The following is a 12,035-nucleotide window of genomic DNA, read 5'->3' as shown; positions in this document are numbered from 1 at the left end:
ATTGGGGCTACTTTATTTTAATCTTTAATCGATTGTTTATCAGGATATTGGTGGTTAATAATTACTACCTTTACAGAGCCGTATGATTTCTTCAACCTTAACTTTAGTCTGTGCCTTGGCCGGACTTATTTTAGTGCGTTTTGCCCGAAAACCACTAACCAAAATGGTCACAGTAATGCTCGCCTTGTCTAGCATTATCTATCTCGATCCCATAATGGGTATAGGCCCTTTTGGTACCTATGTATTTGCTTTTTGCTCAGTGTTAGCTTCTGTGGAGTCGGCCAATTCGTTAAACCTGAAAAACTACCACAAAGCCTTTCTCATTGGTACTGCTGTTGTAATAGTACTCATTACGGTTTCCGAGGTGCTTGGCTTCGATGAGATGATTCCCAAATATATTTTCGGAATGCTCTACCTGTTAGGATTCGGTGTGCTCTTTCTTAAAAGCTTTAAGAAAATAAAATCGAGGTTGGGAATATTGGTGGTATGGTCGGCCGAGGCTATAAAATGGTGTGCCGAATTGTTAGCCTGAAGTCAGGAGAATCTGTAAATCCTCCTTCAGTCGTTTCATCTCCAGGCTCAGCGTACCGTTATATACCCCTCGAATTCTTCCGCTACCATCTACCAGAATGAAGTTTTCGGTATGCAAAAATTCATTTGAGTTTTTGTTCAGCCCCATTTCTTTTTCAGCAAAGAAAGATTTTCGAGCCAGAGTATAAATGGCGCCTGTGTCTCCGGTGAGTAAATGCCATTGCTTGTCATCAATTGCCCGAGCTTCAGCGTAGTCTCGTAGCACCGTCACCGAATCGGCCCAGGGCATTACGCTAAAAGAAACCAGTTGCACTTCGCTGGCTTCAAAGCTATTTTGAATTTCTGCCAGGTTGCTGGTCATTTTAGGACAAATGCTTGGACACAAGGTAAAGAAGAAGTCAGCCACATAAGGAGTTCCTTTCAATTGTTCGCTTCCAAACAGAACCCCATTCTGATCGATAAACTGAAACGGGGCAATAGTATGGATTTGACCAAAGGCTTCGTCATTGCTAGAAATCCATTCAGGGCTAAAGCTGGCCGAATTAAAAAACGGCAAGCCCTCAATTTTTTTGGGGCTATGGCAGGCAGTGAGACCTACACTAATAATCAATGGCAGTAAAACCTTCAATTTCATTGCTTACAGATTTACAGTTCTTTAGTCCTATTAGGCCATATCTGCGGCCGTTTTTTACCACATAGTTGGCGCGAATGCTTCCGTCTTCATTCCACATTTTTTGTGCGCCATCCTCTTTGCCTTTTTGGTAAGTCATAGCCCTTAACAAAGTGCCTGACTCAGACCACTCTTTGCTAATGCCTTCCGCTATACCATCTCTAAACGAGTACATGAACTTTTGCTGACCATTGGGCCACCAGCCCAGGTGCAGGCCACTTTTCCGATTTTGCATGTAATAGCGTTTATAAGCCAACTGCCCGCTTTCATAATAGCCCCTTTGTCTGCCCTGGCGCTTGCCATTTGCATAGTACCGAACAGCTTTTATTTCGCCTCTTGGGTAATACTCTATGGCTCTGCCTGTGTAGGGTTTATCCTTATGGTAAAAAAGGCCCCCCTGCCTTCTCAGCTCATTGGCATCAATGGTGTGGTGAGGTATTCTTGCTGCAGTCACTATAACCACCAGGACAAGAATAAACAAGATGCTATAAGGACTCAGTCGTTTCATTTAGTTGGTCACCGTTCCTGCAACACCATAAAAACCACTGCCATTAATATAAGGGTCGGCATCGGTGATGTGATAATGATAAATACCCTCCGGATAGTCAGTTGTGGCATGGCTATGCCCATGAAATTCGTCCAATTGCCCATTATTCACCCGACTACCGTTTTCTACCGGGCCATACACCGGATACCCGTCCAGTAACCAACCCAGAAGAGCATCAGACCCATTGTTTGTGGTTAGGTAAAGAGGTTCCTGGTGGTAATGGTAGTTGCCCGAGTTGGCCGGGTGTCCCAGATACTGATCAAAAGAATCGATTTCGTTGGTTAAAGGCTGATTATTGGGGCCTGCATACTGATTGAAAAAAACAACCCCATTCAGGCTAATGCCTATAGCACCCAGAGGCGTGGCTTCGTTTTGGGTGGCGGGAGTAGGGTTGAGGGGAATTCGCAGGGTAATGTTTTGCTCGGCTATGGTATTAGGGTTTCTATGGAAATTGCTGTTGCCGCCATTGTATGCTTCGTATCGCGAGTCTGTCTGGCTAAAGTATGGGCTGGGGTGGTTGGGGATGTCGTCTGTTTCAATGACTAAAAATTCTCCTTCAACATAAAGCGTTACGTTATCTGTAAAGCGTTGATAAACAGCCGGTACATCCGTAACCTCATCTTGAGGCGCATTACCATCGCCAGAGTCGGAGCAAGACAGTGCAAGTAGAAGAGTTGAAAAAAGTAGTGTCTTTTGTTTCATGGTTAATTATGGTTTTGCTTCTTAGATGCCAGCCCGGTAGATAACTTGCGGATGAACCTTAAATTTCTGTCACTTTTTAAAAACTGAGGGTGAACCTGTTGGTTCAGGGGAGATAGCTTGTGCTTCAGATACTCCTCTTAACTTTGAAATTAACTCTGCGCTAAACCATGAAGAGAATCGCTATACTGCTAATGAGTTTGTTACTTATGAACTCTTGTAATCAACCATTACCCGAAATGAAAGGTGAACTCCGGCACGTGGTGACTTTTAAGTTTATTCCTGAAGCCACAAAAGATCAGGTAAACCGTCTTATTGAAGATTTTGCCGGCCTGCAACAGCAAATAGATTTAGTTAAATCTTTTGAGTGGGGGCTCAACGTGAGTCCTGAAGGGTACGATAAAGGTATGACCCATGTTTTTTTGCTCACCTTTAAAAACGAAAAGGACAGAGATTTGTACCTTATTCACCCGGCTCATGTAGCCTTTGGACGTAAACATGGGCAACTTATTGAAGATTCTGTAGTAGTAGATTACAAGGCCGAATAAGCCTAAGCAATATTGAAACGATATTACAATTAATCACTTAACTAATATTATGGCACACGAAATAGACTATGAATTAATAGGAGATGATATGCAATTGGTGGAGGTAACGCTCGACCCACAGGAAACAGTAAGAGCTGAGGCCGGAACAATGATGTATATGGACCAAGGCATCCAAATGGAAACCGGTACAGGAGGCGGACTTATGAAAGGACTTAAGCGGATGTTTACCGGAGAGAGCTTCTTCATTACCTCTTTTACCAACATAGGTACCGGTCGGCAAAAAGTAGGTTTTGCCTCACCTTACCCCGGAAAAATTGTCCCTATAGATTTACTTAAAATGGGAGGGGAGTTTCTCTGTCAGAAAGATGCCTTCTTATGTGCGGCCTATGGGGTTGAAATAGAAGTTGCCTTTACCAAGCGTCTTGGAGCCGGACTTTTTGGAGGCGAAGGATTTATTCTCCAGCGACTTACGGGTGACGGACTGGCTTTTATTCATGCAGGAGGAACCATTATTGAAAGAGACTTGCAGCCCAGAGAAACACTGCGTGTAGACACCGGTTGTGTAGTGGCTTTTAGCCGCACCGTTAATTACGATATTCAGTTTGTAGGCGGGTTTAAAAATGCTCTTTTTGGAGGAGAAGGACTGTTTTTGGTCAACCTGCAGGGGCCCGGTAAGGTGTATTTGCAAAGCCTTCCATTCAGTAAGTTGGTCGATCGGATTCATCATGCCTTACCTCCGGCCAGAAGGGGCAACGACTAGAGGAGTTTATGTTGAAAGCGCGAAGCATGAAGCTAGCAGCGTGAAGCCGGGTTTCCGTATTCCAACATCTGACTTCGGGTATCTGTAATTTCTAGCCTTCTCCTTTTCCATGCTGAGCGCAGCCGAAGCATCTGTTATGGTTTTTAATTTTCTGTATTTCAATTAGTTATAAAAGGTTTCGCTCTTTTAAAAATATTTTTGCCTTCCACCTGTGACCTTTTTCTAAGGTTACGTCATATGCTCGAAAAATGAAGAAGCCCACAGGGCATACTAAAACTAAAAACAGAGTAATAACTAATTATGAAAACCAAGTACACATTTATCAGTGCATTGTTTATTGCCATTATTGGCCTTTCATCTTGTGCTGAGCTGCCTCAGGCAGAAGTAGACGCTGCTAATGCTGCTATTGAGCAGGCAAAAGCTGCAGGTGCCGATGTTTATGTAGCCGATCAATTCCAGGCGCTTAACGATTCTATGGCCGTTGCTATGACTAGCCTTGAAGAGCAAAAATCTAAATTCTTCAAGAACTACAGCAAAACCGTAGAGAAGCTAAACGCTGTAACTGAAATGGCCGGACAAGTGACTGCCAACACCAACGAGGCTATTGAGTCGTTGAAAGCAGAAATCGAGTTTGCCATTACAGAGGTTCAAAACCTGGTGGTTGAAGGCAGAAACTTAATTAGCGAGGCCCCGAGAGGTAAGGAAGGCGCAACTGCCCTTGTTGCCATCAAAGCTGAGCTAGATGTAATTGAGTCTGCTGTAAACGAGTCAAACGCCATGTATCAGAACGGTGAGTTGAAACCAACCATGGAAAAACTTAGCGCTGCCAGAGAAAAGGCAAGTGCCATCAATACAGAATTAACAGAAGTGATCAGCAAATACAAAACTGCTTCTAACAGAAAGTAATGTATTTGTAATTGGTTGAAGGTCCCCGGAAAGGCTTCGGCCCCAAGGGGATTTTTATTATAAGACAGTTGGCTAAGTCTCGGAGACTGGCAATTGCTTCATCGGCTACCATTTAGGTGGTTTAAGGTTGACGAAGCATGTGAAGTTGGGGTAGTTTCTGAGGCAACCCACTTTTCGAGATTTAGCCAACTGTTTGCTTTTTAGAGAGGTGCGTTCATGAAGTTGAAAAGGTTGTTTTTGGCCATAATGGCCCTAATTATTCTCACAGTTGTTCTAAGAGTGATTTTCTTGCCGAAGCCCCCCGTACAAGTGTTGGAGGCAGCGCGCGAAAAGATTTCACAGGCCGAAAAACAGAAGGCTGGTGCATATGCCACACGGCAGTTGCAACAAGCTACGGCTCATTACGATTCGGCCATGACCGGCTGGACACAGCAAAACAGGCGTTTTCTGTTGCTAAGAAATTTTAAAACCGTAGAGCAGCATGCCCAAAAAGCAGCTCAAATAGCCGAACAAGCTGCAAATACAGCCTCGCAAGCCGCTAAAAAGGCGCTGAATGCTTATCTCCACAGGCTGGCATCTGTAGAAAATCAGTTAAGACAATTCGATACTCAATTCAAGCATTTGCCACTCAGCAAGGAAGAAGTAAAGCTTTTGGCAAGTAGTAAGCTGGTTCAACAAGAACTTAACAATGCCCTGGCTCAGGATAATCTGGAAGCACTCGAGAAAAGACTTGATAAACTGGAAAAAGATACGCGTCAACTTTCAGAAAGGGCAAAAAAACTGGTGGCCGAACTGGAACAAGAAATTCCGCAGTGGAACAGGCTGGTAAACCAAGCCATAGAAGAGTCTAAAAGAAAGGGTACAGCTCTTTTGGTGGTGGAAAAGTATGAGCGAAAATGCACCATATACAAAGCCGGCAAAGCTGTGGCCACCTACAAGGTAGAGCTGGGTGCCAACTGGATGGGAGACAAGTTGAAGGCCGGTGATAAAACAACCCCGGAAGGTCATTACAAAGTCGTTCGCAAAAAGAAGAACGGACAAACCCGATACTACAAAGCGTTATTGCTCGATTATCCCAACGAGGAAGACAAAAAGCGATTTAAGCAAAACAAGGCTAGTGGCCTAATACCCGCCAATGCCTCTATTGGCAATCTGATTGAAATACATGGCGATGGAGGTAAGGGGATTGACTGGACCGATGGTTGTGTTGCCCTGGAAAACAAGGATATGGATAAGATTTTTGATGCTGTTGTAGAAAATACCCCTGTAGTAATTGTAGGGGCTTTAACCGTGCCCGGAAAGGGTAAATAATATGATTACAAAAGTTCATAAATCAGTTTGGATATCGGCTTCTGTGGTAGCTGTACTTGTAGTACTGTTCAACTTGCAGCCTCTTGCCATTGCCTTGGTCACCATCAGTTGGTCGCCCGGTGTAAGTGATTCAACACTGATGGCTTTAGAGCATACGGGCCAAAAAGAACTCGAAGAACTCGATCAGAAACTGAGGGCAAATGTTCCCAAAGGACACTACCTCGTAGTGAATAGTACGGTCAACGAGTTTTACCTATACAAAGGAGAACAAATGGTGAAGAAAGACATTTGCTCTACCGGTAGTTATGTGCTGCTCAAAAAAAGCGAAAAAGAAAAGTGGATGTTCAAAACACCTAAAGGAGAGTTTAGGATTAGGAATAAAACCAAAGATCCGGTTTGGAAAAAGCCAGACTGGGCCTTTGTGGAAGAAGGGCTGCCGGTACCATCGGCCAACCACCCATCTCGTTTCGAATATGGAGTACTGGGAGACTATTCTCTGAGCCTGGGCGATGGATACCTCATTCATGGCACCTTGTTTCAGCGATTTCTGGGACTTCCTGTCACCCACGGGTGTATTCGTCTCGATGACGAAAACCTTGAGCTGGTTTATAAGTCGCTGCCCATGGGTTCCAAGGTGTTTATATTCTAAAAAAATGAGTCTGTCAATAATCCGGTCAATGAAACACAAGCGTACCGCTTTGGTGGTGGGAGTTGGCCTATGCCTGATACTTTTGGTTACATTGGCGCAATGGGTAATGGCACCTATACATAAGCTGAATGATTGGGAAAAGCCCATTGAAGCATCTCGTGCAAAGAATGGGCCTTGGCCGGTTAATACGGCTCCATTGGACTCCCTTCAACGTGAACTGGCTCTAAGAAAAGCTCTCTTGGAATTGCCGAAAAAGGACTCTATTCATTTGCTAGTTAACCTGGCAGACAGCAGTATTAACCTGTTTATGAATGGATTAACCATCTACCAGGCAAAAGCCACCGCCATTGAGGTTGACCCACTGATAAAGCGACTGAACACATCGGTATATTGGGCACAGTGGAGTATTCCTCGAAAAACAGTCTTCTCGCAAGCAAACATTGTAAAGGAGCCTGTGATCGAAAAGGTGGCTCCCAAAACTCAGGAAGAGTTTTTGGCTTCTGTAACTTCTCCCGACTCGTTAATCTACGACCCGGCTTTCGTGCACCTTGCCTTAGACAATGGCACACAGCTTATTTTAAGCGATGAGGCCAACAAGTTTGGAGGGAGAACAGGACGTAAGCTATACTCGGCCTATCGTTGGAGGAGGAGAGGGGTATTTCTAAAATCGGTGATTACATTCAGCCAATATACGTACGAGCCCAAAGTTTATCTGGAAGCTGAAAACAAAGCTTTAACCGCTATATATAGAGCCCTTCCTGAACAGCCCAAAGTAGTGATCTACTATCGTTGATGTCTATTATTTGCGCAGTACCCGCTTCACCAATGGCCCAATGGTGAGGCCTTGACCGATAATGGAGAAAACCACAATGACATAGGTTACGGTTAAGAATAGCTCCCGCTCCATTTCAGGCTGCAGAGATAGAGCCAATGCTATAGAGATACCTCCGCGTATTCCGCCCCAGGTCATAATAAGATCGGTTTTAGGAATAAACTCCAACTTCTTATTGAAAAGCATAATTGGACCCTTCAGGGCAATGTATCGCGCAATCAGCGTAATAGGAATGGCTAGTATTCCGAGTAAAATGTACTCTCCGTTAATTACCACAATTAATAGCTCGAAGCCAATGAGTACAAAGAGAATGGCATTCAGAAATACATCGACCAATTCCCAAAACTTATCCACGTAGTTTTGGGTAGTATCGGACCAGGCAATTTCTGGCGATTTGTTGCCTATGAAAATTCCGGCCACTACTACGGCCAGAGGCCCTGAAAAGTGTACGTAATGGGCAATGGTATAAATACCCATTACAAGTGCAAGGGTAATCATTACCTCCGTTTCGTAATGGTCAATCGTGCGCATAATTTGAAAACCCAGCCAGCCAAGTACCAAACCCAGAGCAATACCACCAAACACTTCTTCGAAGAATAAAAGACCAACTTCTTCGGCTTCTACTGAGGCAATACCTTTTTGGGCAATGGCGAAAATAACAAGGAAAACCACTACGCCTACGCCATCATTGAAGAGCGATTCGCCCACAATTTTAATCTCAAGTTTCTTGGGTGCTTTAGCGTCTTTTAATATGCCCAATACAGCAATAGGGTCGGTAGGAGATATAAGTGCACCAAACAAAAGGCAATAGATGAATTCAATGGGGTGGCCAACTGCTTGCGTAACGAAATAGAAAATACCCCCAATTATAAAAGTTGAAGTGATTACCCCAAATGTGGCGAATAGCATTATTGGCCAGCGCTGTTTGGAAAGCTCATCCAGTTTGGTGTGCAGTGCTCCTGCAAAGAGCAGGAAACTCAGCATTACTTCGAGCAATACAGTTTTGAAATCTATGGATTGAATTAGCTGTTTAGACTGCTCCAGTATACTATGATTGAACTGCCCCAGGGCCAGAATAACCAGTGTAAAACACATGGCAATAATCATCAGGCCAATGGTAAAGGGTAGTTTCAGGAAGCGTGTGTTTATGAATGCGAAAGCAGCAGAGAGTACCGTAAGAATGGTGATGATTGCAAAAATGTCCATAGGTTGTGCAATGGTTTAGACCTATGGCAAAATAAGTTGTTTGCTTCATATTGCCCAACGGCTTTATTGAATTGTGTGCAAATCACGCTTGAGCCTAGATATCGGATTTTCAAAACTTGGCGCTCCCTTCACGTCCCAGTTTTCCCCATCCCGACTTTAGAGAGGGGTCTGCCCAAGTTTAAATACTCGCAGATGCTTCGGCTGAGCTCGGCATGGAAAAGGATAAGGCTAGAGATTACAGATACCCAAAGTCAGGTGTTGGATTGTGGAAACACGGCTTCACGCAACTAGCTTCACGCTTCATACTTCCCGCTTCCCGCCCCCTCAATCCTGCATCACTAACTGATAAATAAGCTTGGGTAGAACGCCCTGGGCAAATCCGTCAATCAGTCCTCCGGCATATAAATCGAGGTGATCCTTGTAGGGCGGTCGCTTATAAGAGTAGCTGATGGTTAAAGGTTCGCCCTGCTTATCGGTTTTGTTGCTGCCACGAACTAATAGGTTACCCAAACCAGACTGCAACCACCGTTTATCATTGGCTCTATTAGTCAATGAAAATTTAAAATCAGAATAGCGGAGAGTCATTTGGCCCTGGTTTAGCAAGGTGCCTCCCGTACCACTAAAAGCTATATGTTCAAGTGTGCCGTTTTCCATCTGCACACGGGTCAAATTGGCAATGAGCGGATTGAGCGCAGTAAATTTCATAGATTCAATTTCCCCTTTGTAACTGTGTTTTTCCGGGGTAGAAAGGGGGAGGTTCAGTTGTAACCAAAAGGCCGATGCGTTCATAAAGCGTCCATTAAACTGTGCCTGAATAGTGGTGCGCTGTCGTGTATTTATTGGTGCTATTAAAGCATTCAACCGACTGAGTACCAGGTTGCCGGGTTGTACCTCATTGCTGTATATCCGGTAGTCTATATGCCCGTCTATTATCTGCACACTATCTAATTCAACCTCAAGGGGCAGAGCGAGTAATGATTCATGAAACAGCCGTTTGTATTGGTTTTCATTGAGCGGAAGACTCTTGTGACGATGAATAGTCACCCGCGGCTTGTAGAGTTTTAGGGAACTACCATCAATGGACTGCCGATTTTTGAGTGTCCTGAAATTATCGGAGTGGTAAACCATAGAATCGGTAGTGATTTGGAAAACCGACCTTCGGTACTTCGAGTGGGCAGCCATTTGAACCGGATTGCCTTGAGGTTCCATGCTAAGCCCGAGGCAACGCAGTACCTCTTTCTGGTAATCGAAGTGCATCTGATCGATGGAATAGCTGTATTGCCCATCACGAGGTTTCATTTTTAGCTTCTTGAGAGCCAGTTTGAACTGGTCTAAAGTAGCCGAATGGAGAAAATTAAGGTTAGATTCAATGTTAAGGTTTAGGTTCTCGATTGCCAGATCCAGTTGTTGCCCTGTCCCTAGGGTATCGCGGTGGTTGCGATCGGCCAAAAAAGAAGCCTTTCCTTCTTTTATGTTTAGTTTGCCTACTACAATATGCCTAATGGGCTGCGATGTTTCCTTTTCAGCATGGTTGGTTTTTGCCTTGGAATCATCGGTCACAAAGAATATCATTTCCGGTCTGTCTATCTCTATTCGTCCGGTCTTAATGGTCGATCCAAAAAGGAGTTCAAACACATTGATTTCTAATACATCGAGCTTTTCTGCCTTAAAGAAAAGGGGAGGATGAAGCGAGCCTACCGAGTGGCTGCTGGTGTCGGATCGAAAGGTGACGCCTTGGTATTGCACATTAAACCCCGAAGTAGAAAGGGAGGTAGCGCTCTTTTGGAAAGTGAGCGTGTAGAATCCGCCAAAGGTGGTTTTAATCTCTTTTTTGAGTTGATTGTTGACTATGCCTTTGAGAAAAAACGTGGCAAATATGACTAAAAGCCCCACAATAATCAGTAGCGAAATACCAATGCGTTTCAGTGTTTTTCTCATGGGGCTGTTCATAGGCGCCAAAACTATGCAGTTTGCTCATGCCACTGGCTTTGTCAACTTAAAGCCGATATTCTGAAAGGTACTGAAAAGCAAAAGTTTGTCAAAGCTCATTATCTTGAGCTATGAACCTGAAAAAAAGACTGCAGCAGGGAGAAACACTATTGGGTACGCTATTGAGCCTGCCTTCTCCTGAAATAGCTGAGATAATGAGCCAGGTGGGCTTCGATTGGTTGTTTATCGACCTTGAGCACGGGCCGCATGGAGTTTTGGAGTTGCAACGGATGCTTCAGGCTATGAAACCGGAATGTAGCGCTCTGGTGCGGGTGGCGGAGCTGAGCGAGGCTAGTATTAAAAAGGTGCTCGATACGGGGGCTGAAGGCATTATTGTACCGAAAGTCAATTCGGCCGAGGAGGCTGGACGAATTGTTTCTTATGCCAAATACCCAACGCAAGGGGTGCGCGGAGTGGGTGCGGCCCGTGCCCATGGCTATGGACTTAGCTTTAAGGAGTATGTAGAAAAGGCCAATGAGCAAACGCTGGTGGTTATTCAAATAGAGCACTTCGAAGGGGTGAATCACATCAATGAAATAGTGGAGGTTGAAGGGATTGATGTGGTTTTTATTGGGCCTTATGATCTTTCTGCCAGTTTTGGAGTGGCCGGGCAAGTAGAGCATGCGCTGGTGAAAGTAGCCATCGATAAAGTTGAAAAAGCTTGTGATAAAGCAGGAATTCCCATGGGCTACTTTGGTACTACTCCGGAGGCGGTTAAACCTTTCAGGCAGAAGGAGCCCTACCAACTTATTGCCTGTGGAACAGATACCGGATTTTTGATTGAAAAAGGGAAAAGTGTTTTAAAAGAGTTAGGCTAAGTCAAGATTCATTTTTAGAAAGTCAACAGCAGAGTTGTGGCGGTTAGTAAGTATAAAAACTTCTACTGCGGAATATGTCTTTTAGGCCATAAAACTCTGGCTTTCTTCTTGAATATCTCTTAGAAGTGAATTTGCCCCAAGGAACAGTCCAAAGGGAATACATATACCAAATAGTTCGTGGAGTTTACTGGAGTCTATTGCATCAAAAATGGTTAGAATCCCAAAAGAAGCAGAACCAAGTATGCCGAAAATTGCGAAAAGTTTAAGCATAATTAACAAGGCTACTTTATTGAATTTGTTTAGTAATCTAACCTTGGTTGTGAGCTTGTAAATTAGAGCGAAGTAGTAGTAGAGCATGTGATATCCGAGGTTAATGAGAATAGCCTCAAAGAGCCTGCCTGAAAGATCGCTATTCCTCGAGAAGATTAAATGCATGACACTCAACGATAGGTTTACGTATCCAATAACTCTATGATAATTTTTAATCTCTGATTTAGTCATGAAGCGATTTACGAGTTGTGTGTTGTTAGTTTAATCTGAGTTCAATGTACGAAAAGAACGTCATGCCG

The 12,035-nt window shown here is 44.1% G+C and carries 14 protein-coding genes; 8 read left to right on the top strand and 6 right to left on the bottom strand.

Features of this window, described 5'->3' with window-relative positions:
* The first annotated feature begins 82 nt into the window (after nucleotides 1-82).
* Nucleotides 83-532 carry a hypothetical protein gene (locus tag B3O12_RS12930; protein WP_189630890.1) on the top strand — a complete coding sequence of 150 codons (450 nt, stop codon included), beginning with the start codon at nucleotides 83-85 and terminating at the stop codon, nucleotides 530-532.
* Here B3O12_RS12930 and B3O12_RS12925 read toward each other — a convergent pair.
* Genes B3O12_RS12925 through B3O12_RS12915 form a run of 3 tightly spaced genes read right to left on the bottom strand, consistent with a single transcriptional unit; the run spans nucleotide 524 to nucleotide 2,450 of the window.
* Nucleotides 524-1,165 carry an SCO family protein gene (locus B3O12_RS12925; protein ID WP_286756578.1) on the bottom strand — a complete coding sequence of 214 codons (642 nt, stop codon included), beginning with the start codon at nucleotides 1,163-1,165 and terminating at the stop codon, nucleotides 524-526. The genes B3O12_RS12930 and B3O12_RS12925 overlap by 9 nt on opposite strands.
* Nucleotides 1,131-1,709, bottom strand: coding sequence for a toxin-antitoxin system YwqK family antitoxin (locus tag B3O12_RS12920; RefSeq protein WP_286756576.1), 579 nt, complete (start codon nucleotides 1,707-1,709; stop codon nucleotides 1,131-1,133). The genes B3O12_RS12925 and B3O12_RS12920 overlap by 35 nt, the downstream gene beginning before the upstream one ends.
* Nucleotides 1,710-2,450 carry a YHYH protein gene (locus B3O12_RS12915; protein WP_286756575.1) on the bottom strand — a complete coding sequence of 247 codons (741 nt, stop codon included), beginning with the start codon at nucleotides 2,448-2,450 and terminating at the stop codon, nucleotides 1,710-1,712. It abuts the gene before it with no gap.
* Between the two features lie 167 nt (nucleotides 2,451-2,617).
* On the opposite strand from B3O12_RS12915, the gene B3O12_RS12910 reads away from it, so the two are divergent.
* The 6 genes from B3O12_RS12910 (at nucleotide 2,618) to B3O12_RS12885 (ending at nucleotide 7,414) form a co-directional block, all read left to right on the top strand.
* Nucleotides 2,618-2,995 carry a Dabb family protein gene (locus B3O12_RS12910; protein WP_286756573.1) on the top strand — a complete coding sequence of 126 codons (378 nt, stop codon included), beginning with the start codon at nucleotides 2,618-2,620 and terminating at the stop codon, nucleotides 2,993-2,995.
* A 49-nt stretch (nucleotides 2,996-3,044) separates the two neighbouring features.
* Nucleotides 3,045-3,755, top strand: coding sequence for a TIGR00266 family protein (locus B3O12_RS12905; RefSeq protein ID WP_286756572.1), 711 nt, complete (start codon nucleotides 3,045-3,047; stop codon nucleotides 3,753-3,755).
* Between the two features lie 300 nt (nucleotides 3,756-4,055).
* The gene (locus B3O12_RS12900; protein ID WP_189630897.1) at nucleotides 4,056-4,661 is read left to right on the top strand and encodes a hypothetical protein; all 606 of its coding nucleotides are present in this window, start codon (nucleotides 4,056-4,058) and stop codon (nucleotides 4,659-4,661) included.
* A 216-nt stretch (nucleotides 4,662-4,877) separates the two neighbouring features.
* Nucleotides 4,878-5,972 carry a L,D-transpeptidase family protein gene (locus B3O12_RS12895; RefSeq protein WP_286756571.1) on the top strand — a complete coding sequence of 365 codons (1,095 nt, stop codon included), beginning with the start codon at nucleotides 4,878-4,880 and terminating at the stop codon, nucleotides 5,970-5,972.
* Between the two features lies 1 nt (nucleotide 5,973).
* The gene (locus tag B3O12_RS12890) at nucleotides 5,974-6,621 is read left to right on the top strand and encodes a L,D-transpeptidase (protein WP_286756570.1); all 648 of its coding nucleotides are present in this window, start codon (nucleotides 5,974-5,976) and stop codon (nucleotides 6,619-6,621) included.
* 28 nt (nucleotides 6,622-6,649) lie between these two features.
* On the top strand, nucleotides 6,650-7,414 hold the full coding sequence (locus B3O12_RS12885; protein ID WP_286756569.1) for a hypothetical protein: 765 nt from the start codon (nucleotides 6,650-6,652) through the stop codon (nucleotides 7,412-7,414).
* A 6-nt stretch (nucleotides 7,415-7,420) separates the two neighbouring features.
* Here B3O12_RS12885 and B3O12_RS12880 read toward each other — a convergent pair whose 3' ends face one another.
* Entirely contained in the window at nucleotides 7,421-8,659 is a 1,239-nt protein-coding gene (locus B3O12_RS12880) for a cation:proton antiporter (RefSeq protein WP_189630901.1), read from the bottom strand.
* 324 nt (nucleotides 8,660-8,983) lie between these two features.
* Entirely contained in the window at nucleotides 8,984-10,597 is a 1,614-nt protein-coding gene (locus B3O12_RS12875; RefSeq protein WP_286756568.1) for a hypothetical protein, read from the bottom strand.
* Nucleotides 10,598-10,719: 122 nt separating this feature from the next.
* Here B3O12_RS12875 and B3O12_RS12870 point away from each other — a divergent pair, with 122 nt between their 5' ends.
* Nucleotides 10,720-11,466 (top strand): HpcH/HpaI aldolase family protein, encoded by a 747-nt coding sequence (locus B3O12_RS12870; protein ID WP_286756567.1) that lies wholly within the window; start codon nucleotides 10,720-10,722, stop codon nucleotides 11,464-11,466.
* Between the two features lie 81 nt (nucleotides 11,467-11,547).
* On the opposite strand, the gene B3O12_RS12865 is transcribed toward B3O12_RS12870, so the two are convergent.
* Complete coding sequence (locus tag B3O12_RS12865; protein ID WP_286748029.1) at nucleotides 11,548-11,967, bottom strand: hypothetical protein; 420 nt, start codon at nucleotides 11,965-11,967, stop codon at nucleotides 11,548-11,550.
* Nucleotides 11,968-12,035: the final 68 nt, after the last annotated feature.

Origin of the sequence: Roseivirga sp. UBA838, from assembly GCF_002296035.1 — a bacterium.
Classification (GTDB): Bacteria; Bacteroidota; Bacteroidia; order Cytophagales; family Cyclobacteriaceae; genus Roseivirga; species Roseivirga thermotolerans.
Note: the sequence above shows the minus strand (reverse complement) of the source record. Positions and strands in the feature narration are given on the sequence as shown.